This window comes from Streptomyces sp. NPDC020489 (genome assembly GCF_044386545.1).
Lineage (GTDB): Bacteria > Actinomycetota > Actinomycetes > Streptomycetales > Streptomycetaceae > Streptomyces.
On sequence record NZ_JBIRUZ010000006.1, the window covers coordinates 435576 to 458153 of the forward strand.

20 protein-coding genes and 1 tRNA gene are annotated in these 22578 nt (G+C 71.8%); 9 read left to right on the top strand and 12 right to left on the bottom strand.

Annotated features, from left to right (window positions below):
- Positions 1-88: 88 nt before the first annotated feature.
- Positions 89-589 carry a hypothetical protein gene (locus ACH41F_RS19095; RefSeq protein ID WP_391234105.1) on the top strand — a complete coding sequence of 167 codons (501 nt, stop codon included), beginning with the start codon at positions 89-91 and terminating at the stop codon, positions 587-589.
- 34 nt (positions 590-623) lie between these two features.
- Here ACH41F_RS19095 and ACH41F_RS19100 read toward each other — a convergent pair whose 3' ends face one another.
- Together ACH41F_RS19100 and ACH41F_RS19105 are read right to left on the bottom strand one after the other, a co-directional pair.
- On the bottom strand, positions 624-1238 hold the full coding sequence (locus tag ACH41F_RS19100) for a hypothetical protein (protein ID WP_398836666.1): 615 nt from the start codon (positions 1236-1238) through the stop codon (positions 624-626).
- 4 nt (positions 1239-1242) lie between these two features.
- On the bottom strand, positions 1243-1929 hold the full coding sequence (locus ACH41F_RS19105; protein ID WP_398836667.1) for a pentapeptide repeat-containing protein: 687 nt from the start codon (positions 1927-1929) through the stop codon (positions 1243-1245).
- 116 nt (positions 1930-2045) lie between these two features.
- Here ACH41F_RS19105 and ACH41F_RS19110 point away from each other — a divergent pair, with 116 nt between their 5' ends.
- Positions 2046-3029 (top strand): zinc-binding dehydrogenase, encoded by a 984-nt coding sequence (locus ACH41F_RS19110; RefSeq protein ID WP_398836669.1) that lies wholly within the window; start codon positions 2046-2048, stop codon positions 3027-3029.
- 46 nt (positions 3030-3075) lie between these two features.
- On the opposite strand, the gene ACH41F_RS19115 is transcribed toward ACH41F_RS19110, so the two are convergent.
- A complete protein-coding gene (locus tag ACH41F_RS19115; RefSeq protein WP_398836670.1) occupies positions 3076-3963 on the bottom strand; it encodes an aminoglycoside phosphotransferase family protein in 888 nt (295 codons plus the stop codon).
- 33 nt (positions 3964-3996) lie between these two features.
- Between ACH41F_RS19115 and ACH41F_RS19120 the strand changes: the two genes are divergently transcribed.
- From ACH41F_RS19120 to ACH41F_RS19130, 3 genes are all read left to right on the top strand, one after another.
- Positions 3997-4650 carry a rhomboid-like protein gene (locus tag ACH41F_RS19120; protein WP_398836672.1) on the top strand — a complete coding sequence of 218 codons (654 nt, stop codon included), beginning with the start codon at positions 3997-3999 and terminating at the stop codon, positions 4648-4650.
- A gap of 10 nt (positions 4651-4660) precedes the next feature.
- Positions 4661-6067, top strand: a complete 1407-nt coding sequence (locus tag ACH41F_RS19125) for an NAD(P)/FAD-dependent oxidoreductase (RefSeq protein WP_398836673.1) — start codon at positions 4661-4663, stop codon at positions 6065-6067.
- A gap of 150 nt (positions 6068-6217) precedes the next feature.
- Positions 6218-9415 carry a Tat pathway signal protein gene (locus tag ACH41F_RS19130; RefSeq protein WP_398836675.1) on the top strand — a complete coding sequence of 1066 codons (3198 nt, stop codon included), beginning with the start codon at positions 6218-6220 and terminating at the stop codon, positions 9413-9415.
- Between the two features lie 73 nt (positions 9416-9488).
- Here the strand turns inward: ACH41F_RS19130 and ACH41F_RS19135 are convergent.
- Positions 9489-9562, bottom strand: a tRNA-Thr gene (locus ACH41F_RS19135).
- 214 nt (positions 9563-9776) lie between these two features.
- Here ACH41F_RS19135 and ACH41F_RS19140 point away from each other — a divergent pair.
- The 3 genes from ACH41F_RS19140 (at position 9777) to ACH41F_RS19150 (ending at position 12682) form a co-directional block, all read left to right on the top strand.
- Positions 9777-10865 (top strand): sn-glycerol-3-phosphate ABC transporter ATP-binding protein UgpC, encoded by a 1089-nt coding sequence (locus tag ACH41F_RS19140; protein ID WP_391234097.1) that lies wholly within the window; start codon positions 9777-9779, stop codon positions 10863-10865.
- A 225-nt stretch (positions 10866-11090) separates the two neighbouring features.
- Positions 11091-11546 carry a hypothetical protein gene (locus tag ACH41F_RS19145; RefSeq protein ID WP_391234096.1) on the top strand — a complete coding sequence of 152 codons (456 nt, stop codon included), beginning with the start codon at positions 11091-11093 and terminating at the stop codon, positions 11544-11546.
- A gap of 404 nt (positions 11547-11950) precedes the next feature.
- Positions 11951-12682: a sugar phosphate nucleotidyltransferase gene (locus tag ACH41F_RS19150; RefSeq protein ID WP_391234095.1), complete on the top strand. Its 732-nt coding sequence runs from the start codon at positions 11951-11953 to the stop codon at positions 12680-12682.
- Positions 12683-12790: 108 nt separating this feature from the next.
- Here the strand turns inward: ACH41F_RS19150 and ACH41F_RS19155 are convergent, their stop codons facing one another.
- From ACH41F_RS19155 to ACH41F_RS19180, 6 genes are all read right to left on the bottom strand, one after another.
- Positions 12791-14425, bottom strand: coding sequence for a DoxX family membrane protein (locus ACH41F_RS19155; protein ID WP_391234094.1), 1635 nt, complete (start codon positions 14423-14425; stop codon positions 12791-12793).
- Positions 14426-14542: 117 nt separating this feature from the next.
- Positions 14543-15484: a 23S rRNA (guanosine(2251)-2'-O)-methyltransferase RlmB gene (rlmB, locus tag ACH41F_RS19160; RefSeq protein ID WP_398836677.1), complete on the bottom strand. Its 942-nt coding sequence runs from the start codon at positions 15482-15484 to the stop codon at positions 14543-14545.
- A gap of 115 nt (positions 15485-15599) precedes the next feature.
- On the bottom strand, positions 15600-16997 hold the full coding sequence (gene cysS / locus ACH41F_RS19165; protein ID WP_398836678.1) for a cysteine--tRNA ligase: 1398 nt from the start codon (positions 16995-16997) through the stop codon (positions 15600-15602).
- Positions 16998-17049: 52 nt separating this feature from the next.
- Positions 17050-17547, bottom strand: coding sequence for a 2-C-methyl-D-erythritol 2,4-cyclodiphosphate synthase (gene ispF / locus ACH41F_RS19170; protein ID WP_391234091.1), 498 nt, complete (start codon positions 17545-17547; stop codon positions 17050-17052).
- The gene (gene ispD, locus ACH41F_RS19175; protein ID WP_391234090.1) at positions 17537-18301 is read right to left on the bottom strand and encodes a 2-C-methyl-D-erythritol 4-phosphate cytidylyltransferase; all 765 of its coding nucleotides are present in this window, start codon (positions 18299-18301) and stop codon (positions 17537-17539) included. Before ispD ends, ispF begins: the two co-directional genes overlap by 11 nt.
- Positions 18302-18579: 278 nt before the next feature.
- Positions 18580-19062 (bottom strand): CarD family transcriptional regulator, encoded by a 483-nt coding sequence (locus tag ACH41F_RS19180; protein ID WP_003953493.1) that lies wholly within the window; start codon positions 19060-19062, stop codon positions 18580-18582.
- A gap of 776 nt (positions 19063-19838) precedes the next feature.
- Between ACH41F_RS19180 and ACH41F_RS19185 the strand changes: the two genes are divergently transcribed.
- Positions 19839-20504, top strand: a complete 666-nt coding sequence (locus ACH41F_RS19185) for a DUF461 domain-containing protein (protein ID WP_391234089.1) — start codon at positions 19839-19841, stop codon at positions 20502-20504.
- 63 nt (positions 20505-20567) lie between these two features.
- On the opposite strand, the gene ACH41F_RS19190 is transcribed toward ACH41F_RS19185, so the two are convergent.
- On the bottom strand, positions 20568-21248 hold the full coding sequence (locus tag ACH41F_RS19190) for a response regulator transcription factor (RefSeq protein WP_015659563.1): 681 nt from the start codon (positions 21246-21248) through the stop codon (positions 20568-20570).
- A complete protein-coding gene (locus ACH41F_RS19195) occupies positions 21245-22492 on the bottom strand; it encodes an ATP-binding protein (protein ID WP_391234088.1) in 1248 nt (415 codons plus the stop codon). Before ACH41F_RS19195 ends, ACH41F_RS19190 begins: the two co-directional genes overlap by 4 nt.
- Positions 22493-22578: the final 86 nt, after the last annotated feature.

Consider the following 22578-nt stretch of genomic DNA (forward strand, 5'->3'; position numbering starts at 1 on the left):
GGCCGCCCCACCACGCCCCCGTCACGCGCGGACCGCCCCCCCCACCGCTCCCCCGTCACTGTCCCCCCGTCGTGACACCATCACGTACGTGCTCGACATCGGCTACGCCCTCTCCAACCGCTTTCCCGACCCGCCCCAGACGGACTACCGCCGCGCGGACGTCCGCGCGCTGCGTCACGACCTGTTCTGCGGGGACGTCTACCTCGCCGACACCAAGGCGGACCGGGAACTGTCCACAGCCTGGGGATGGGTGCCGGTGCTCGACTTCGCGTGGGCGCTGTGCGACATCGCCGAGCGCCTCGACCGGGACCCGGCCGGTTCCCGCGCCTCCCGCCCCCAGCGCGCGGAACTGGACTTCACCGAGTCCACCGACCGCATGCTCTTCGAGCGCCGCTTCGGATGGGTCGACATCGAGTCCGACTGGATGCCGGCCGAGGAACCGCCCCTCACCTTCTCCCACGCCGAACTCCGCCGCGAGGCACGGGACTTCCTCCACGACCTGATCGCCGACCTCTGCGACCTCCACGACGACCTCGCCGAGAACCCGGCGATCTGGACCCTCCAGGCCCGCTTCCCCCGGATCCGCTGACGGCCGGCCCCGCGCGCCGCTCGCAGCGCCCCGGTCATCCCGGCAGCGACCCGAACACCCTCAGCTCCTGCGGCGGCAGCCCCTCGGGCAGATAGCCACGGGCGAGGAGGGCGAACCCGGTGCTCAGCCGGTGGGCGTCCAGGCCCAGCGCCTCCATCACGTCATGGTGCTGGGCGTCGGCGAAGAGATACCGGCCGTCCTCCGCGTCGTCGGGATCCAGCGGGACGCCCCGCAGCACCGACCCCAGCACGAGCCGGTCCACGGGCCCGGCCGCCAGCGGCAGAAAGGCGTCCGGGTCGGCGCCGACCGGGTCGGGGCAGGCCAGGCGGGCGCCCACCGCCTCGCCGTACCCGGGACACGAGTCGAAGCGGTGCCGCTCCTCCCCCTCCACGAACACCCGCAGGTCCAGCGCGACCGAGTCCTGCACGTACGCGCTCAGCGTCGCCGCACCCAGCAGCACGCTCAGCGGTCCGGCCAGCTCGATCGCGTCGCGCTCCGGCTCCGGTGGGAAGATCGCCGTGTGCAGGGGACCCACCGGCATCGCGTACCCGCGCAGCAGCACGCCGCCCGCCCGCGCCGCCCCCGCGAGCAGCGGCACGACCTCGGCGCACTCCCGCGCGACCAGGACGTTGCCGTAGAAAGCCCCCACCCCCTCAGCCCTCCACCCGGATCCCCAACTGCCCCGCCAGCACGGGTGCCAGGTCCAGCAGTTGCGCGGTACTGATCACGGCCCCCGCGAGCCGCTCCACCCCCCGCGTGATGTCCAGCTCCGCCGCGCCCCGCAGATCCACGTCCCTGAGCGTCACCCCGGTGAGGTCCGCGCGGCGCAGGGCACAGTCCACGAACTCCACCCGCTCCAGCCGGGCCCCGCCGAAGTCCGGCTCGGCGAGGACACAGCCCTCGAAGACCACGTCCCGCAGGCGCGCCGAACGCAGGTTCAGATAGTCGATCTTGCCGCCGCGGATCACCACCCGCTCCAGCACCGCCCCGTGCAACTGCACCCCGCCCATCCGGGCGTCGACCACCTCCACGTCCCGCAGCGTCGCCTCGGACAGGTCCGTGCCCACCCCCCGCACCCCCGAGAGGACCGAGTCCAGCAGGCGCGCGTGGCGCAGCCGCGTGTCGTCCAGCGCGCACCCCGTCAACGCGCAGTCCATGAAACGGGCCCCCGAGCCGTCCTGCCCGGCGAGGTCCGCCTCCGTGAACCCCAGCCCGTCATAGTCCCCGTCCGGCTCCAGCCCGCCCCCCTCGTACGCCACCAGGGGCGGAAGCCGCACCTCCGGTCGCCGCGCACCCTTCACCCCGGCCCCGCCCGCTCCGCCCACCGCTCTGCTCGCCATGCCCCCATGCTGCACCCCACCACTGACAACGCACTTGACCTCAATCGCGCTTGAGGTTGAAGAGTGGACGGCCTGAGGACAGGACATGACAGGACAGTCGACCAGAGGAGTCCTTGATGCGCGCCATCCGCCTGCACGCCTTCGGCCCGGCCGAGAACCTCACCTACGAGGAGGTCGAGGACCCCCGGCCCGGCCCGGGCCAGATCCGCGTCGCCGTGCGGGCCGCCGGCGTCCACCTCCTCGACACCGCCCTGCGCGAGGGCATGCAGGGGCCCCTGCCCGCCCTGCCCGAACTGCCCACCATTCCCGGCCGCGAGGTCGCCGGCACCGTCGAGTCCCTCGGCGAGGGCGTCGGCGCCCACTGGCTCGGCAAGCACGTCGTCGCCCACCTCGGCTTCGCCCCCGGCGGCTACGCCGAACTCGCCGTCACCGACGTCGAGCGCGTCCACGAGATCCCGCCGAACCTGGACTTCGCCCAGGCCGTCGCCATGATCGGAACAGGGCGTACGGCCATGGGGATCCTCCAGTTCGCCGACCTCGGCCCCGACTCCGTCGCCGTCGTCCCGGCCGCCGCCGGCGGCATCGGCACCCTCCTCGTGCAGTACGCCAAGAACGCCGGAGCCACCGTCATCGGCCTCGCCGGCGGCCCCGCGAAGGTCGCCCGCGTCGAGGCGAACGGCGCCGACCTCGCCGTCGACTACACGGACCCCGCCTGGCCGGACAAGGTCCGCGCCCACCTCGGCGGCCGCACCGCCACCGTCGTCTTCGACGGCGTCGGCGGCGACGTGGCCCGCGAAGCCGTCGCCCTCCTCGGCCCCGACGGCAGGCACATCGTCTTCGGCTGGTCCGCGGACGGCCTCAAGGAGGGCGGCGACCCCTACCTCATCGACGGCGTCTCCGAACAGGTCCTCGGCGCCACGATGATGCAGAAGGCGGGCGGCCCCAACCCCGTCCGCACCCTCGAACTACGCGCCCTCACCGAAGCCGCCACCGGCCGCCTCACCCCCGCGGTCCACCGCTTCCCCCTCGCCGACGCGGCAACGGCCCACCGAGCCCTGCAAACCCGCGGGACCACGGGAAAGGTCGTCCTCGAACCCTGACCACCACACGGCCCAGGCCCGGCCGACGCCCCGTCCGTAAGCCGGATCACCGGCTCTCCCTCAGCCGCCGGGCGATCTCCAGTCGCTCCGGCTCCAGCGGGCGCCCGTCCTCGATCTCCCACAGGCAGTTCTGGAGCACCCGCCCCAGCGTCCACGCACGCGCGCGTGCCCGGTCCAGGCCCATCTCGCCGGTCATGGCGTCGAAGCGCCGGAGGATCTCGGCGTCGTCGAAGCGGTTGCCGATCGCGGGGAGCAGGTCGAAGCCGGGGTCGCCGGCGAGGGGCTTGGGGTCGATCGCGAGCCAGGGCGCACGGTCCGCGCCCAGGACGTTGTCGTAGTGGAGGTCCCAGTGGAGCAGCCGGTCGCCGGGCTCGTCCACGACCTCCCGTACGGCCGCCGCGCAGTCGGCGACCAGGGCGCGGGCCTCCGGGTCCGCGATCCGCTCCAGCGCCCACGGCGTCCGCCGCAACATCGCCGCGGCGATGTCGCCGAGCCCGCGCATGCCCTGCGCCGCCGGCCCCGACGTCAGGTGGGCCAGGAGGCGGGCGATGACGAGGGCGGCCTCGTGGGCGTCGGGGACGCGGGAGAGCATGCGGGCCGGGTCCAGGCGCTCCAGCAGCATGGTGCCCGTGGTCGCGTCGTGGTCCAGGAGGCGTACCGCTCCGTCGCCGTCCCAGACGCGCAGGGCGACCGGTTCGCCCGCGCTCTCCTCGTCCAGGGGCTGGAGCTTCAGGACGGCCTTGGTGCCGTCCGCGCGGCGGACGACCGGCAGGACCAGGGCCGTGACCCCGTGCATGGCCGCGCCGTCCCGCCGCAGCCCCCAGCGGTCCAGGAACTCGGCGGCCAGCCGGGGCAACCCCGCGATGAACCCGCGTCCCGCCTCCCCGTTGAACTTCTCCTGCGCCGCCGCCAGTTCCTCCGGAATGTCGATCACGCCCGGAGGCTATCGGCGTGGGTGAATCGGCTCATGCGAATTCCGCGGGGCTTCCACAGGCTGTGGATGTACGTCCGCAGCGCGCCCGGGACGTACATCTGGCTGGCGATCCTGTTCGCGACGACGGTCGCCGTGCACCGTATGTCGCCGGGGTTCGAGGAGGAGTTCCTGCGCCAACGGTCCACGAACATCCACGAGTTGTCGCACAAGCCGGTCCGGGTGCTGATCTCCAGCGCGATGTGGATCGACGGCGGCCACTGGCTGCCGTACGCCGTCCTCTACACCGTCTTCCACGCGCCGGCCGAGCGTTGGCTCGGCACCGCACGCTGGCTCGCGGTCTGCGGGGCCGCGCACGTGCTGGCCACCCTCGTCAGCGAGGGCGCGCTGCTGTGGGGGATCCGGCACGGGATGGCGCCCGAGTCGGCGGTCAACACCCTGGACATCGGGGTGAGTTACGCGCTGGCGGGGGTGGTGGCGGTGCTCGTTTACCGGATTCCGTGGCGGTGGCGGTCCGGGTACGCGTTGGTCGTGCTCGTCGTGTACGGGGTGCCGCTGGTGAGCGGGCGGACCTTCACCGACCTGGGGCACTTCGCCTCCGCTCTCATCGGATTCGGGTGCTATCCACTGGTCAGAGGCCGTCCGGGACGACGGAATCCGAAGGAGACAACAGCCGCTCCCCAGGGTTAACGTCCCGGCCATGAGCAGCTCGGAACGCGCTGTCGTGAACGGCGGCATCTCCTTCTGGTACGCGGACGACGGCCTGCCCGCGGTGCGTGAGCCCCTCGGCGGGGACGCCACCGCGGACGTCGTGATCGTCGGGGGCGGCTACACGGGCCTGTGGACCGCGTACTACCTGAAGAAGGCGGCCCCCTTCCTCAGGATCACCGTCCTGGAGCAGAAGTTCTGCGGCTACGGCGCCTCCGGCCGCAACGGCGGCTGGCTCTACAACGGCATCGCCGGACGCGACCGGTACGCGCGCGTGCACGGCCACGAGGCCGCCGTACGCCTCCAGCAGGCCATGAACGACACCGTCGACGAGGTCGTCCGCGCCGCCGGCGAGGAGGGCATCGAGGCCGACATCCACCAGGGCGGGGTGCTGGAAGTGGCTCGTACGCCCGCCCAGTTGGCGCGCCTGCGGGACTTCCACGCGCAGGAGCTGTCGTACGGCGAGAAGGACCGCCGACTGTACGACGCCCGGGAGACCGCCGAACGGATCCGCGTCGCCGACGCCGTGGGGTCCTCCTGGACACCGCACGGCGCGCGCGTGCACCCCGTGAAGCTGGTGAAGGGCCTCGCGGCGGCGGTCGAGGCGCTGGGGGTGTCGATCCACGAGCACACGCCGGTGACGGAGATCCGCCCGAAGCACGCGGTCACGCCGTACGGCACCGTCGGCGCGCCCTACGTCCTGCGCTGCACCGAGGGCTTCACCGCGAGCCTCAAGGGCCAGCGGCGCACCTGGCTGCCGATGAACTCCTCGATGGTGGTGACCGAGCCGCTGAGCGAGCGGCAGTGGGCCACGGTCGGCTGGGACGGGCGGGAGGCGCTCGGGGACATGGCGCACGCCTACATGTACGCCCAGCGGACCGGCGACGGGCGCATCGCGCTGGGCGGGCGCGGGGTGCCGTACCGCTTCGCGTCGAGGACGGACAACGACGGCCGCACCCAGCAGGCGACGATCGAGGCCCTGCGGGAGGTCCTCGTGGGCTTCTTCCCGTCGCTGGCCGGAGTGCGCATCGAACACGCCTGGTCGGGGGTGCTGGGGGTGCCCCGCGACTGGTGCGCGACGGTCACCCTGGACCGGACCACCGGGCTGGGCTGGGCCGGGGGGTACGTCGGTTCGGGCGTCGCGACGACGAACCTGGCCGCGCGCACGCTGCGGGACCTGGTGCTGCTGGACTCGGGGCAGGGCGGCAGGACCGAGCTGACCGACCTGCCGTGGGTCGGGCACAAGGTGCGCAAGTGGGAGCCGGAGCCGCTTCGGTGGCTGGGAGTGCAGGGCATGTACGCCACTTATCGGGCCGCGGATCGGCGGGAGGCGGCGTCGAACAGCGTGGGGTCGTCGCGGTTGGCGCGGGTTGCCGATCGGGTCGCCGGGCGCCACTGAGCCGTCGGCCAGAGGGTTTCGGCCGCCTCTGGAAACTCACGGGTTCACTGTCACACCCCTGTGCGACCATCGCCTCAACAATCGATGATCCAGGGGGGATCCATGTCCGACGACGACTCCTGTCCGCCTACGAGACGGAGACGGACGGCTGTGCTCGCGGCATCGGCCGCTGTCGTCTCGCTGCTGGCGTCCTTGCTGTCCTTGACCGCGGCGAGTCCGGCCGTCGCCGCGGAGGAGTGCGCGCCGCTGGCGCTCGCGCCGTTCGGCGACCCGGGCGGCGCGGTCGGTGAGGCGACCATCGGGCCCGACGCGAGCGTCTGCTACACCGTCACCGTCACGACACCGGGCCTGTATCTGGCACCGGCGAAGGACGCCTCCGGCAATGCCATGACCAGGCAGCTGCTCGCCGACGACGGCAGTGCGGTGGACTGCTACGGCGACGAGTACGCCACGCACGACATGTGCAGCGTGCCCGCGGCCGGCACCTACACGCTGAAGGTCCTCAACACCGGCTGGTCGGACACGACCGCCTCCGTCAGCTTCGTGCCGCTCGGCGGGACCGAGGGCTGCGCGGACCCCGTCGGCACCGGCTGGGACCAGCCGGATCTCACCCGGACGACCGTGAGCCGCGTGCAGGTCGACTGCCAGCCCTTCACGGGCGAGCCCGGCGACCGGGTCCGCCTCACCTACGGCTCGAAGACCTACGGCGACTCCCTCGCCTGGATCACCGACGCCACCGGAGCCCGGATCTGCGAGCGGTTCCCGGAGGACGACGAGGACAGCTGCGTCCTGCCCGGCGACGGCCCCTACCGGGTCATCTCCACGGTCTGGCGCGCGGAGAGCGGCTTCCCCGCCCAGTACGGCGTGAAGGTACGCCGGCTCAACGACCCGCGGGGTTGCACCACCGCCCCGCTCCGCCCGTTCGGCGCGCCGGAGCGGCAGGACCTCACCGCCAACCCCTGCTTCACCTTCACCGCGGCCGCGGCCGGTCCGTACACCGTGCACTCGGTGAGCGAGGACCGCGAGGTCGGGGTGGCCCGGGTGTACGACGCGGCCGGACTGAGCGTGTGCCGGTACGGGGCCGATCCGTGCCGGATCAAGGCACCGGGCACCTATACGGCCGTCCTCGACGGCACCTCCCCGTTCCGTGACACGCGTGCCGGGCTGATCGTCCTCGACCGCGCCTCGGACGCCGGGTGCGTGGCGACCGGGACCGGTCTGCACCAGGGCGAGTTGAGCGCGGTCGGGCAGTACGACTGCCTGGCGCTGGACGTCCCGCAGGGGGCGCGTGTCGCCGCGCTCACCTCGCTCTCCTCGGCCGGGCTGACGCCCGAGGTGGAGGTCCTGGACCGTACCGGTAGCGCCCAGTGCGACGAATCCGCGCTGCGCGGCGGCTACTGCGCACTCACCGGCGAGGCCCCCTACCGCGCCCTCGTGCACACCGAGGACAGCGGGGACTCGGCCACGGGCCCGTACGCGGTCGCCTTCCACCGCACCGACATCACCGAGGGCTGCCCCGTGCTGCCCGCCGGCAGCTTCGGCGCGGGTGGTGCGCAGGCCACGCTGACCACCGGCGGCGGCGTCTTCTCCCACTGCCTGGGCATCCCGGCGGACGCCCACTCGGCCGCCGAGGTCCTCCAACTGGTCACCACCTCCGGGACGGCGTCCGCGGCGTTCTCGGTGGTCGACTCCGACGGCAAGCGGGTCTGCGAGCGCTACGCCACCACCAACGGCTGGGTCCTGTGCTCCCTGACCCCCGGCAAGGCCCACACCGTGCTGGTCAACGGCCGGGACGAGACCGCCACATACTCCCTGACCCGGCGCGACGTCACCGCGAGCGCCTCCTCGGCGGGCTGCGCGAAGACCACGGCGGCCCCGGTCGGCGGCCCCTCCGTGCGCAGCGGCTACGCCGGTCCCGGCACGCTGAACTGCCACCAGGTCACCACCGCGGCGGCCGACGACGTCGTGCACGTCAACGTGCGGGACGCCCTCGGCACCGCCAACAGCGCGGTCATCGACGGGGACGGCCGGATGGAGTGCGCCTTCCGCAACACCTCCTGCGCCGTCACCGGGTCCACCACCCACCAGGTCCTCGTGCAGACGCCCGTCACGCTGAAGGCGGCGCCCGAGTACCGCCTGGACGCCCTGCGGATCGCGACCGCCGAAGGCCCCGCGCCGGAATGCGCCAAGGTGCCGTCGGTGGCGTACGGGTACGGGCCGGTCACCGGCACCCTGGACGAGTCCCGCACCGCCGTGTGCGCGGCGCTGCCGACCGCCGGGTTCGACCGCTTCGAGACCGCCATCAAGGACACCACCGGCGCCACCGCCACGGCGGTCCCGGTGCTGTACAACACGTCCACCTGGGCCAACGGCTGCACGCACTACATCCCGGAGGGCTACGACTGCGACGTGCTGGGCTCCTCCTCGAAGAGCACCCCGACGGTGTTCCTGCTGGGCCTGCCCGAGAAGGCGTCCCGCACGGCCTACAGCGCCGAGCTGACCTGTACGTCCCCGGTGTGCGGCACGGAGAAGACGGCCGTCACCGCTGTCAGCCCCGACACCGGCACGGCCGGCGGCAAGGTGAGGCTGACGGTCACCGGTACCGCGCTGGGCCCGGACGTCACCGTACGGCTCAGCCAGTCCGGGCGGACCCTGACGGCGGCGGCCGACTCGGTCTCCGCCGACAACCGGACGGTGACCGCGACGCTCGACCTGGCCGGCGCGGCCACCGGCACCTGGAACGTGAGCGTGCTCACGCGCGGCTGGGAGTTCCCGCGCGGCAGCTTCACCGTCACCCCGGCCACGCTGGAGAACACGGCCGCCCCCAAGGTGACCGGCACGGCCAAGGTGGGCGCCAAGGTCACGGCGGCGCCGGGGAGCTGGTCGGCGACCCCGTCCTCGTACACGTACCAGTGGTACGCGGACGGCAAGCCGATCTCCGGGGCGACGGCGAAGACGTACACCCTGCCCGCCTCGGTGGTCGGCAAGAAGCTCACCGTGACCGTGACCGCGGTCAAGGAGGGCTGGCAGAGCGGGACGGCCGGCTCGGGCGCGGTGACCGTGGCCAAGGGGAACGCGCCCAAGGCGAACAAGCTGCCGGTGATCAGCGGGACCGCGCAGGTCGGCAAGACGCTGAAGACGACCAAGGGCACCTGGAGCCCGGCGCCGACCACGTACTCCTACCAGTGGTACGCGAACGGCACGAAGATCAGCGGCGCCACCCGGTCCTCGCTCGTGCTGAAGTCGGCACAGCAGGGCAAGAAGATCACCATGAAGGTGATCGCGCACCGGACCGGCCACAAGGACGGGACGGCGGTGAGCAAGGCGACCAGGACGGTGGCGAAGTAGACCGTCGAGCCACTGCCGACAACACGAGAAGCCCAGGTCAGACCGAGATCTGACCTGGGCTTCTGCCGTCGAGAGCCCCCTGTCGGATTCGAACCGACGACCTACGCATTACAAGTGCGTTGCTCTGGCCAGCTGAGCTAAGGAGGCGTGCGTGCGTCTGCCGCGTACGCGCCCGTGCAGTGTACCCAGGTCCTCGGCACGCCCTGTCGAAAATTTCCGCGAAGTTCACAGAGGCTCAGGTACTGACATACGGGTGAACGCCAGGTACCGTCCCTCCCAGTTCACCTGCGTGGACTACACCACCACCTTCCTACAACGGATCGTCCGGCACGTTCCTGCCGGTAGAAGGGGGCCCTTCACCATGGCCACTGTCTCGTTCGACAAGGCGACCCGGATCTACCCGGGTTCCGAGAAGCCCGCCGTAGACGCGCTCGACATCCAGATCGAGGACGGGGAGTTCCTCGTTCTGGTCGGCCCGTCCGGCTGCGGCAAGTCCACCTCGCTCCGCATGCTGGCGGGGCTCGAGGACGTCAACGGCGGTGCGATCCGCATCGGTGACCGTGACGTCACGCACCTGCCGCCGAAGGACCGGGACATCGCCATGGTGTTCCAGAACTACGCGCTGTACCCGCACATGACGGTCGCCGACAACATGGGCTTCGCGCTCAAGATCGCCGGCGTGCCGAAGGCGGAGATCAAGCAGAAGGTCGAGGACGCGGCGAAGATCCTCGACCTCACCGAGTACCTGGGCCGCAAGCCGAAGGCGCTCTCCGGTGGTCAGCGTCAGCGTGTCGCCATGGGTCGCGCCATCGTGCGTGAGCCGCAGGTGTTCCTCATGGACGAGCCGCTGTCGAACCTCGACGCCAAGCTCCGTGTCTCCACCCGTACGCAGATCGCCTCGCTCCAGCGCCGCCTGGGCATCACCACCGTCTACGTCACCCACGACCAGGTCGAGGCCATGACGATGGGCGACCGGGTGGCGGTGCTGAAGGACGGTCTGCTGCAGCAGATCGACACTCCGCGCAACATGTACGACCGCCCGGCGAACCTGTTCGTCGCCGGCTTCATCGGCTCCCCCGCGATGAACCTGGTCGAGGTCCCGATCACCGACGGTGGCGTGAAGTTCGGCAAGAGCGTCGTGCCGGTGCAGCGTGACGCGGTCTCCGGCATCACCGACAAGACGGTGACCGTGGGTGTCCGTCCGGAGCATTTCGAGGTGGCGGGCCCGGAGGCGGACCTGGGTCTCGCGGTCACCGTGAACGTGGTCGAGGAGCTGGGCGCCGACGCGTACGTCTACGGCACCGCCCAGCTCGACGGCGACTCCAAGGACCTCGTCGTCCGTGTCAGCGGCCGTGACGTCCCGGAGAAGGGCAGCACGCTGCACGTCGTCCCGCGCTCGGGCGAGACCCACGTGTTCTCGACCTCCACGGGTGCGCGCCTGTCGGACTGACCCACAGGCGGAACATCCCGGGTGATGCGCCCAGGTTGACGAGGAGGGCCCCGCAGCGTTCTGCGGGGCCCTCCTCGTGTCCTGTCGGCCCTTGCGGAATACCCCGGCAGACCGGGCGTTTCGAGCAGTGTGCGTCAACGCCTTACCCAATTCGAGGCACCAATCCATCCCCCGAACCGGTGACTAAATGTCGCCAAATCATCACCCCGCGCTACCCTCACACGCGTGAAGCACTCCACTAACCAACAGACGCGACGCGGCCGGGGCCCCGCCCGCCGTATCGGCCGCACGCTCGCCCTTGTCCTGCCCGTCGTCCTGGTGCTCTCCGGGACCCTCGCGGTCACCCGAGTCGACTGGTCGGGAGATCCCTCGGCCTCGGTGCTCACCGCCTCCGACGTCTCGGCGGCCGGCGCCTCCTCGAAGGCCAGGGCGCGGGCACCCCACGAGGTCCTGCGGGACAAGCTCCTGGCGGAGCTCCAGGAGGAGAACCCGGGCGTGGCCCTCACCCACCTCCAGGAGGCCGTGAACGGCCGTCCGTCGCTCGCCAAGCACTGTGTGTCGATCGCCCGCGCGCTCGGCCGCGCGGCGGTGCGGGTCTACGGCCCGACGCGTGCGCAGTCGTACGCCCGGCCCGTGTGTGACACGTCCTTCGCGACGGGCGTGGCGGCCGCGCACAGCTGAGCCTCCCGGCACACCCGGCCAAGCACAGGAGGCTCCCGGCACCCCCGTCCGCCCGCGCACCGGCCTTCCCTCACCCGAGGGGAGGCCGTTTCCCGCGCCCGGAGGCGGCTTGGCCGGTCGGGGGCGGTCGCGGCCTCGCCGGTCCGGGGAGGGGGCGGCCTTGCCGGCCGGGGGCGGGATCGGTCCTGCCTGCCGGGGGCGGGGAGCAGCCCTCCCTGCCAGGCGCGGGCATCAACCCCACCCACCGGGCGCGCGCACCGCCCCTGCCAGCCAGGCGCGCGGATCGACCCCACCCACCGGCGGCGGTGACCGACCCCACCCCCCGGACGCCGTGACCGACCCCACCCACCAAAGCCCGGTGACCGGCTCAACCCGCCCCAGGAGCGGGCCGTAAAGTTTCGGTCATGACCGATCCGAATGCCGCGTCCCGCCCCGTGCAAGCCGTCGTCCTGGCCGGCGGCCAGGGATCCCGGCTGCGCCCCTACACCGATGACCGGCCCAAGCCGATGGTCGAGATCCCCGGTACGGGGACGCCGATCATCGGTCATCAGCTTGCCTGGCTGGCGGAGGAGGGTGTGACGGACGTGGTGATCAGCTGCGGCCATCTCGCCGACGTCCTGAAGTCGTGGCTGGACTCGGCCGATCTGCCGGTGAACGTGTCGACGGTGGTCGAGACGGAGCCGCTGGGCCGCGGTGGTGGTCTCCGGTACGCGGCGGCGCGGCTGCCGCACCCGGACCGGCCCTGGTACGCCACGAACGGCGACATCTGGACCCGGTTCTCGCTGCGCGAGATGGCGGACTTCCATGCCGAGCGCGACGCGGTGGCGACGCTGGCGCTGGCGCGGCCCCGGATTCCGTGGGGGGCGGTGAAGACGGACGGGTTCGGCCGGGTCACGGACTTCATCGAGGCGCCGCCGACGACGTACGAGATCAACGCGGGGGTGTACGTCTTCTCGCCGGAGTTCTCCGGGATGCTGCCGGAGCGTGGGGACCATGAGCGGACGACGTTCCCGCATCTGGCGCGGGAGCGGCGGCTGGCCGGCTTCCCGATCCCGCAGGGGGCGTACTGGCGGGCCATCGACACGGCGAAGGACCTGAGCGAGGCGGCCAAGGAGCTGGCGGCGCTGGGTCGTTGAGAGCGCATGACGCGAAGGGCCCCGCACGGAAACGTGCGGGGCCCTTCGCGTTGTCGTGGGGTCAGCCGGTGGGTGGTTACTGCCCGAGGATTCCGCCCACCGGCCCATCTACCCCAACAGGCCGCCTACCAGGCCCGGTTCGCCGGAGGAGCCTCCGGTGTCCGAGCCGCCTGTCGAGCCGCCGGTCGAGCCGCCGGTGGAGCCGGTGCCGCCGGTGGGTCCGGAGCTGGTGCTGGGGGCGCCGCCGGGGGGCGCGGACTGCTGGGGCGGGGCCTGGCCGGTGCCCTGCGTCTGGCTGGGGGCGGTGGTGCTGGTGTCGCGGGTGGCGCCCGGGGTGGTGGCGGCGCCGGAGGGGGTGGCCGTGCTGCCTGCCGTGGCGTCCCGGGTGGGCGTGGTGGAGGCGGACGGGGTCTTCTTGCGTTTGGCGGGGTCCTGGGGGAGCGGGGAGCCGGGCAGTTCGTTGCGGGGGGCCTCGCCGGGGCCGGGGACGATGATGCGGTCGGCGTCGCGGACGGCGCCGCCGAGCAGGGAGCCGATCAGCAGGGTGAGGCCGATGACGACGGCCGTGACGAGGGCGCCGCGGCGCAGGACGTAGCGGCGCAGTTCCCACAGGTCGGAGCGGGGTCCGAGGCGGCGCCAGGCGCTGCCGGCGAGGCGGCCGTCGATGGAGTAGACGGGGGCGCCGGCGATGATCAGCGGGGACCAGGCGGCGAGGTAGATGATGTCGGGCGCGTCGTAGGCGGGGACGCTCTTCCAGCTGACCGTGAGCAGGAGGGCCGCGGAGAGGGTGGCGCCCACGACGGCGGCGACGCGCTGCCAGCAGCCGAAGATCGTCAGGACGCCGACGATGACCTGGAGGAAGGCGATGACGAGGCCGGAGCCGACGGGGTGCTGGAGGGCGAACTGCCGTAGGGGTTCGGCGACTTCCCAGGGGTGCAGGGTGTTGAGCCACTTGACCATCGAGCCGCGCTTGCCGCCGTCGAAGTAGACGGGGTCGCAGAGCTTGCCCATGCCGGCGTAGATGGAGATGAAGCCGAGGAAGACGCGCAGCGGCAGGAGGACGACGCCGAGGTTCATGCGGCGGCCGGGGTAGTACGCGTGCCGCGCGGGGTCGACGCCTCGCCTGGGCTGCGCGCCGGTGCCGTCGGACCGGGCGGGCTCCTCGAACTGCTCGTCGTCGTAGGCGAGTTCGTCGTCGTAGGCGCTGCCGACGGTCCGCATCTCGGGCAGCAGACGGGGCTCGTCGCCGTCGTAGGTGCGCTGGGCGCCGACGACGGGGGTCTCGACCGTCTGGGCCAACTCGTCGTAGCCGGGGTCGTAGCCGGTGTCGACATCGACGCGGGGGATGACCTGGGTGGCTCCGGCGTCGGCGGCGGGGTCGGCGGCGCGGACGCCGCCTTCGCGCACGGCCTGGAGCAGGCGGTGGGCGCCCGTGTCGTCGGGGGCGGACCGGCCGCTCCAGACGACGGGGCGGCGGCGGGCCGCGCCGGTGGCCGTGGCGCCCACGGCGGGCATCCGGGCGGTGTCCTCGGCGGCGCTCACGTGCCGGGCGATCCGCGGGGTCTGGGCACGTCTCGTCGACGCGCCCAACTGCACGCGGAAGCTGGCGTGGTTGACGATGACCTGCGCCGGATCGCTCGGCACCTTCACCATGCTCAGCGCGGGAGCGTCGTCGAATCCGGAATCGAATCCCGACGAGCGGTCCCCCGTGGGTGTGCGGGGTGTTCTGGTGTCCACACTCATCTAACCGAGTGACGTGTGTTTAGGACACTGCTTTGACCGCCCGGATGTGTCCGGACTCCGTCAAGCTTGCCCGGGACGCCAGGATTACCCCGTACGGGTGACGGCGCGGACGCCTGTTCAGGCGCGTCGGCGGGCCGCTTCGTACAGCACGATGCCCGCCGCCACACCGGCGTTGAGCGATTCGGCGCCACCGGGCATCGGGATGCGGACGCGGAAGTCGCAGGTCTCTCCGACGAGTCGGGACAGGCCCTTGCCCTCGCTGCCGACCACGATCACGACCGGCCCGTCGAGGGCCGCCAGCTCGCCCACCTCGTGCTCGCCGTCCGCGGCGAGACCGACGACGGCGATGCCCGCCTTCTTGTACGCCTCCAGGGCGCGGGTGAGGTTGGTGGCGCGGGCGACGGGCGTGCGGGCAGCGGTGCCGGCGGAGGTCTTCCAGGCGCCGGCGGTCATGCCGGCGGCGCGCCGCTCGGGCACGAGGACGCCATGGCCGCCGAAGGCCGACACCGAACGGACGACGGCACCGAGGTTGCGGGGGTCGGTGACGCCGTCGAGGGCGACGACGAGGGGGTCCTCGCCGTGGTCGTAGGCGGCGTTGGCGAGGTCCTCGGGGTGGGCGTACTCGTAGGGCGGGACCTGGAGGACGAGGCCCTGGTGGTTGAGGCCGTTGGTCATGCGGTCGAGCTCGGGGCGGGGGGCCTCCATGAGGTTGATCCCACCGCGCTCGGCCGCGAGCTGGAGCGCCTCACGCACGCGCTCGTCGTTGTCGATGAACTGCTGGACGTAGAGCGTCGAGGCGGGCACGCCCTCGCGCAGCGCCTCGACGACGGGGTTGCGGCCGACGACCATCTCGGACGTGCCCTTGCCGCCGCGGCCACGCGGCGTGGGACGGCGCGCGGCCTGCTTCGCCTTGGCGTTGGCGATGCGGTTCGCCTTGTGCTTCTTGCGCATCTCGGCGGGCGGCGTGGGGCCCCTGCCCTCGAGACCCTTGCGTCGCTGGCCGCCACTGCCGACCTGCGCGCCCTTCTTGCCGGACATGCGGCGGTTGTTGGCGGCCATGACCTACCTGTTCTCTCGTGCGGTGAAATCCGTGCGGTGACAAGTGCGATGAATACGTACGTCTATGCAGTGTGCCGCCCGGAGGGCCGGGCGGCACAATCGATCATGGAAAGGGCTAGCGCGGGCCGAGGGTCCAGCGCGGTCCCTGGGGGCCGTCCTCGATGCTCAGGCCGGACTGGGTGAGCTGGTCGCGGATGGCGTCCGCGGTGGCCCAGTCCTTGCGGCCGCGGGCGGACTCGCGCTGGTCGAGGACGAGTCGTACGAGGCTGTCGACCACTCCGTGCAGGTCCTCGCCGCGGTCGGTCTCGCCGGCCCAGTGCGGGTCGAGCGGGTCGAGGCCGAGGACGCCGAGCATGGCGCGCACCTCGGCGAGGCGGGCCACGGCGGCTTCCTTGTCGTCGGCGGCGAGGGCCGAGTTCCCCTGCCGGACGGTGGTGTGGACGATGGCGAGGGCCTGGGGGACGCCGAGGTCGTCGTCCATGGCCTCGGCGAAGGCGGGCGGGACCTCGGCCGCCGGCTCGACGGTGCCGGCCTTCTCGACGACGCGCTGGACGAAGCCCTCGATGCGCGCGAACGCCGACTCGGCCTCGCGCAGGGCCTCCTCGCTGTACTCGATCATCGAGCGGTAGTGCGGGGTGCCGAGGTAGTAGCGCAGCACGATCGGGCGCCAGGTCTTGACCATCTCGGAGACCAGGACGCTGTTGCCGAGCGACTTCGACATCTTCTCGCCGCTCATGGTGACCCAGGCGTTGTGCACCCAGTACGAGGCGAAGTCGTCGCCGTAGGCCTGGGCCTGGGCGATCTCGTTCTCGTGGTGGGGGAAGATCAGGTCGAGGCCGCCGCCGTGGATGTCGAAGGCGGGGCCCAGGTACTTGTGGGCCATGGCCGAGCACTCCAGGTGCCAGCCGGGGCGGCCGCGGCCCCAGGGGGTCTCCCAGTCGGGCTCGCCGGGCTTGGTCGCCTTCCACAGGGCGAAGTCCCGCGGGTCGCGCTTGCCGGTCTCGCCGTCCCCGGCGGGCTGGAGCAGGTTGTCCAGCTCCTGGTTGGACAGCTGGAGGTAGCCCGGGAAGGAGCGCACGTCGAAGTAGACGTTGCCGTCGGCCTCGTAGGCGTGTCCGCGCTCGATGAGGCCGCGCATCATCTCGATCATCTCGGGGACGTGTCCGGTGGCGCGCGGCTCGTAGGTCGGCGGGAGGCAGCCGAGGGCGTGGTAGCCGTCGTTGAAGGCCCGCTCGTTCTCGTAGCCGATCGACCACCAGGGGCGGCCCTGGTCGTGCGACTTGACGATGATCTTGTCGTCGATGTCGGTGACGTTGCGGATGAACGTGACGTCGTAGCCGCGGTGCTCGAACCAGCGGCGCATGATGTCGAAGTTCAGCCCCGACCGGATGTGCCCGATGTGCGGTGCGGCCTGCACGGTGGCGCCACACAGGTAGATCGAGACACAGCCCGGCGTGAGCGGGGTGAAGTCACGGATCTGCCGGGCGCTGGTGTCGTACAGGCGAATAGTCACGGGTCCAGGGTAGTGGGCTGGTCCTAGTGCCTTGGACGGTTGTGGATAACAGTCAGTCGGCTGTTCGTACGACCAGTGCGGTGGCGATCGCCAGGAGGCCTTCGTCCCGGCCGGGGAACCCCAGTCCGTCGGTCGTGGCGCCCGACACCGTCACGGGCGCGCCCGCCGCTTCCGTGAGGATCTTCTGGGCCTCGTCGCGGCGCTTGCCGATCTTCGGGCGGGGGCCGACGACCTGCACGGCGACGTTGCCGATCCGGAAGCCCGCCTCGCGGACGATCCGGGCGGCCTCCGTCAGCAGGACGACGCCCGAGGCGCCGGACCACTCGGGCCGCCCGGTGCCGAAGTGCTGTCCGAGGTCGCCGAGCCCGGCCGCGGAGAAGAGCGCGTTGCACGCGGCGTGGGCGACGACGTCGGCGTCGGAGTGCCCGGCCAGTCCGGGGCCCTCGCCCTCCCACTTCAGGCCCGCGCACCACAGCTCGCGGCCCTCTTCGAAGGCGTGGATGTCGGTGCCGATGCCGACCTGGGGCAGGGGGTGCTGCTCAGAAGCCATCGTTGAGCCTCCTGCGCGCGAGGACCGCCTCGGCGAGGACGAGGTCGAGGGGGCGGGTGACCTTGAAGGCCTCTTCGTGGCCGGGGACGACCATGACCGTCTCGCCCAGCTGTTCGACCATGGTCGCGTCGTCGGTGACGTCGACGGTGACCGTCTCGTGGGCGCGGATCAGGGTCGCGCGGTCGAAGCCCTGGGGCGTCTGGACGGCACGCAGGCGGGCGCGGCGCGGGGTGGCGACGACCGGCTCGGGGTCACCGGCGACGGTGGCCGGCTCGACCTCCTTGACGGTGTCCGCGAGCGGCAGCGCGGGCACGACCGCGGTCGCTCCCTCGCGTACGGCCTCGATGACCGCGTCCACGGTGTCGACGGGGACGAGCGGGCGGGCGGCGTCGTGGACGAGGACGATGTCGTAGTCGGGCGGCAGGGCGTCCAGGCCGAGCCGGACGGAGTCCTGTCGTTCGGCGCCGCCGGGGACGACGAGGAAGTCGGTGCGCTCGGGCAGGGCGTGGGCGTCCAGCAGGCTCTTGACCTCGGCGGCGCCGTCGGGCGGGGCCACGACGACGACCAGGGAGACCGCGCGGGAGGCGGCCATCGCGCGGACCGCGTGGATCAGCATGGGGGTGCCGTTCAGCGCGCGGAGCGCCTTGGGGGCGCCCGGGCCGAGGCGTACGCCGCGGCCGGCGGCCGGGATCACGACGGCGGTACGGGCCTGCGTACGGCTTGTCGTGAGCGAGGGGCGCGAATCGTCAGACATCGGTTCCTGTCAGGTTTGTGTGCTCGGCCGAGGTGGGTACGACAGACAGCGTGCCGGGCGCGACGCCTTGACCGGACCCTTCCGTGACGCCGGTCGAGCCTGCGCCCGGGCCCGGCACACCAAGTATCCGGGGTCCCGCCCTCGTCCCGTCATGGGGACGGTGTCCGGGTACGGACATGCCGCAGCGCCCGGCGACAGAAATATGTCATCGGGCACCGCGGCACTTTGTTAAAGCGACACCACTTGTGCTGGGCCGAGCCTGGCGGCGGCAGCGTGCGTCAGGACGCGAGGACCTCGTCGAGAAGGGCCTCGGCCTTGTCCTCGTTCGTGTTCTCCGCGAGGGCGAGCTCGCTCACCAGGATCTGGCGGGCCTTGGCGAGCATGCGCTTCTCACCTGCGGAAAGTCCGCGCTCACGCTCACGACGCCACAGGTCGCGCACGACTTCCGCGACCTTGATGACATCGCCGGAGGCGAGCTTCTCCAGATTTGCCTTGTAACGACGCGACCAGTTCGTGGGCTCCTCGGCGTACGGCGCGCGCAGCACCTCGAAGACCCGGTCCAGTCCGTCCTGACCGACCACATCACGCACGCCGACGAACTCCGCATTGTCCGCTGGCACACGTACCGTCAGGTCACCCTGGGCGACCTTCAGCACCAAGTAGGTCTTGTCCACGCCTTTGATCTGGCGAGTTTCGATGGCCTCGATCAGCGCGGCCCCGTGATGGGGATAGACCACGGTGTCGCCAACCTTGAACGTCATGTGACAGGTACCCCTTCCGTGGCTATCCAGAGTAACACGGAAACTGCGGGTTCTGAATGGCGTTTTCGCAGGTCAGGGCATATCTCGGGGCTTGACAACAGCAACAGGAACGTGCTGCGCGGGCGGAGCGGAAGTCAGTATTCGCAGGTCGGAGCGGCTCTCCGGGGGAGGTGAAACGCGTACGTTACACGCATCCGGAGGCCCTCACAGGCGGCCGAACGTCCCCATATGTCTGGTTCCAAGTGTGCGACTTCCGCTACTCCGTTCGGTGCCGGGAGTCAGTTCCGCGTCGATTCCGGAATTGATCACGCCCAATCGCGTGAGCCACCGGATCACCTCGTGATCAATTCCGTGGGCGATCGCGCATTCCTTCACGGAAGATTTGCGAGCCGACGCGCGGGAGTCTTATGTGAATGGCGAACGGGTGCCGGGGCCAAAGTGCCTGGTGGGTCACTTGTGAAGTGAGCGACTTCCGGATGACCGGCGCCCGACGCGCGGGGTCGACACCGGGCGACCGCGCGGGGTCTGCGCCGGGGACCGCGCGGGTGACGTCCCAGGTGGCTTCCGGGGGATTTCCCAGGTGGCTCCCGGGTGACGACCCTGGTGGATTCCGGGTGACGTCCGCGGGGCGCCACCCCCTGGCGGGCGAAGCCGACCCGGCCGAGGGGAGGGTCGGGTGCGGCGACGCGGGAACGGCTCGGTAACCTAAGGCCGCTGACAGACACTTAGGGCGGCTTTATGCAGCCCCCCGTTCGAGTCAAGGAGTTGCCGCCGCCGTGAGCAGCAGCCTTCGACGCGGCGCACTCAGCGCCGCCGCCCTCGCGTTCTCGATCGCCTCGCTCGCCGCGTGCGGCGCCGGCAACAACGCCCAGACGCTGGAGATCAAGCCGGACAACGCGGCCACCACCGTCGGCGAGATCAAGATTCAGAACGCCGTGGTCATCACCCAGCCCGACCTGGAGTCCACCGGCCCGGCCGTGATCTCCGCGACCCTGTTCAACAGCGGCTCCACCGCCGAGACGCTGGACTCCGTCACCGTGGACGGCGCCGGCAAGACCGCCGAGCTCTCCCCCGCCAAGGGCAAGGGCAAGCTGACCATCCCGGCCGGCGGCTCCCTCGTCCTCGGCGGCAAGGGCAACGCCACCGCGGTCCTGCCCAGCAGCCGTGAGGCGATCAAGGACGGCAACGCCCAGAAGATCACCTTCACCTTCAGCAGGACCGGCGCGGTGAGCCTGAAGGCCTTCGTGGTGCCGGCCGAGAGCTACTTCGAGAAGTGGGGCCCGACCCAGGCCCCCGAGGCGCCGGGCACGGGCGAGAGCACGTCACCGTCCCCGTCCGGCTCCGCCACCGGCACGGCCTCGCCGTCGGCGACCCCGACCGACGAGGCGTCGGCGTCCGCGTCGGCGAGCGAGAGCGCCTCGCACGAGGCCGCCGGGCACTGACACAGCCGTACGACGAAGGGCGGGACCTCCTGGAGAGGTCCCGCCCTTCGTTCGTCGTACGGCTTACGGCTCGAACTTGTAGCCGAGGCCGCGGACCGTCACCAGGTACCGGGGCGCGCCCGGGTCCGGCTCGATCTTGGCGCGCAGGCGCTTGACGTGGACGTCGAGGGTCTTGGTGTCGCCGACGTAGTCGGCGCCCCAGACCCGGTCGATGAGCTGCATGCGGGTCAGGACGCGGCCGGCGTTGCGCAGCAGCATCTCCAGCAGGTCGAACTCCTTGAGGGGCAGGTCGACCTTGGAGCCGGAGACCGTGACCACGTGGCGGTCCACGTCCATGCGGACCGGACCGGCCTCCAGGGCCGCCGGGGTGACCTCCTCGGGCTCGCCGCGGCGGCGCAGGACGGCGCGGATGCGGGCGACCAGCTCGCGCGAGGAGAACGGCTTGGTGACATAGTCATCGGCTCCTATTTCCAGGCCGACGACCTTGTCGATCTCGCTGTCCTTGGCGGTCACCATGATGACGGGGACGTTGGAGCGGCCGCGCAGCTGCCGGCACACCTCCGTGCCGGGCAGGCCCGGCAGCATCAGGTCGAGGAGGACGAGGTCGGCGCCGTTGCGCTCGAACTCGTCGAGTCCGTCGGGGCCCGTGGTCGCGACCGCGACCTCGAAGCCCTCCTTGCGGAGCATGTACGACAGGGCGTCGGAGAAGGACTCCTCGTCCTCGACGACGAGCACTCGGGTCACGGAAGGACCTCCGGGGCGGGAAGCGGTTCGTACGGGGATGGGTCGGGGCCGTCCTCGTCGCCGAGGTCGGTGTTCTGTTGTGCGCGGTCGCGGGCAGCCCCCGCCTCCGGCAGCCGCAGGGTGAACGTGGAGCCCTGGCCTTCGGAGCTCCACACCGTGACCTCCCCCGCGTGGGAGGCGGCCACGTGCTTGACGATCGCGAGACCGAGGCCGGTGCCGCCCGTCTGGCGGGAGCGGGCCGGGTCGACGCGGTAGAAGCGCTCGAAGATGCGCTCCTTGTCCTTGTCGGAGATGCCGATGCCCTGGTCGGTCACGGCGATCTCGATGAGGTCCCCGCCGGGCGAGGTCACCCGGCGGGCGGCTATGCCGACGCGGGTGCGGGCCGGGGAGTAGTTCACGGCGTTCTCGACGAGGTTGCCGAGCGCGGCGGCGAGCTGGCCGCGGTTGCCCCAGATCCTGAGGTCCGCGGTGCCGCCGGCGGCCATGGTGATGTTCTTGGTGCCGGCCTGGTGGCGGCAGCGGTCGATCGCCTCGGCGACCAGCTCCTCGACGCGGACGGGCTCGGCGTCCTCCAGGGGGTCGTCGTTCTGGACCCGGGAGAGGTCGATCAGCTCCTGGACCAGGTTGGTCAGCCGGGTCGCCTCGATCTGCATGCGGCCGGCGAAGCGGGTGACCGCCTCGGGGTCGTCGTAGGCGTCCATGACGGCCTCGGACAGCAGGGACAGGGCGCCCACCGGGGTCTTGAGCTCGTGGCTGACGTTGGCGACGAAGTCGCGGCGGACCGCCTCGATCCGGCGGGCCTCGGTGAGGTCCTCGACGAGCAGGAGGACCAGCCGCGAGCCGAGAGGCGCGACACGGGCGGACACGGCGAGTGCCTCGCCCCGTCCCGTGCCGCGCCTCGGCAGGTCGAGTTCGACCTGTCGTATCTCTCCGTCTCTCCTGGTGTCGCGGGCCATCTGGAGCATGGGCTCGACGGCGAGCTTGCCGCCGCGGACCAGGCCGAGGGCGTAGGCGGCCGAGCTGGCCTTGACGACCCCGTCGGCCTCGTCCAGGACGACGGCGGAGGAGCGCAGGACGGACAGGACGGTGTCCACGCCCGGCGGGAGCACCGGGTCGGTGTGCAATGAGGTGCGGGTGGGGCGCTTCTGCTCCCGCTCGCTGAAGCGGAACGCCAGCATGGCGATCACGCCGGTCACTGCTCCGGCGATCGCTGCCACTGCGGCGACCGCCGCGTTCACGTCCATGCACCCAGGTTAGGCACGAGATCGCTCCTGGCCACAGCCATCCGGGTGCGAGCTCGAACACTCGTCGCCCAGAGTTCACCTTGGAG

What these genes read in the sequence shown, in the direction of transcription:
- ACH41F_RS19180 (WP_003953493.1), bottom strand. Translation starts at nt 19,062, where the DNA reads ATGACGTTCAAGGTTGGCGACACCGTGGTCTATCCCCATCACGGGGCC.
- ACH41F_RS19110 (WP_398836669.1), top strand. Translation starts at nt 2,046, where the DNA reads ATGCGCGCCATCCGCCTGCACGCCTTCGGCCCGGCCGAGAACCTCACC.
- rlmB (WP_398836677.1), bottom strand. Translation starts at nt 15,484, where the DNA reads ATGGCCGCCAACAACCGCCGCATGTCCGGCAAGAAGGGCGCGCAGGTC.
- ispD (WP_391234090.1), bottom strand. Translation starts at nt 18,301, where the DNA reads ATGTCTGACGATTCGCGCCCCTCGCTCACGACAAGCCGTACGCAGGCC.
- ACH41F_RS19125 (WP_398836673.1), top strand. Translation starts at nt 4,661, where the DNA reads ATGAGCAGCTCGGAACGCGCTGTCGTGAACGGCGGCATCTCCTTCTGG.
- ACH41F_RS19155 (WP_391234094.1), bottom strand. Translation starts at nt 14,425, where the DNA reads ATGAGTGTGGACACCAGAACACCCCGCACACCCACGGGGGACCGCTCG.
- ACH41F_RS19140 (WP_391234097.1), top strand. Translation starts at nt 9,777, where the DNA reads ATGGCCACTGTCTCGTTCGACAAGGCGACCCGGATCTACCCGGGTTCC.
- ACH41F_RS19195 (WP_391234088.1), bottom strand. Translation starts at nt 22,492, where the DNA reads ATGGACGTGAACGCGGCGGTCGCCGCAGTGGCAGCGATCGCCGGAGCA.
- ispF (WP_391234091.1), bottom strand. Translation starts at nt 17,547, where the DNA reads ATGGCTTCTGAGCAGCACCCCCTGCCCCAGGTCGGCATCGGCACCGAC.
- ACH41F_RS19120 (WP_398836672.1), top strand. Translation starts at nt 3,997, where the DNA reads ATGCGAATTCCGCGGGGCTTCCACAGGCTGTGGATGTACGTCCGCAGC.
- ACH41F_RS19150 (WP_391234095.1), top strand. Translation starts at nt 11,951, where the DNA reads ATGACCGATCCGAATGCCGCGTCCCGCCCCGTGCAAGCCGTCGTCCTG.
- ACH41F_RS19105 (WP_398836667.1), bottom strand. Translation starts at nt 1,929, where the DNA reads ATGGCGAGCAGAGCGGTGGGCGGAGCGGGCGGGGCCGGGGTGAAGGGT.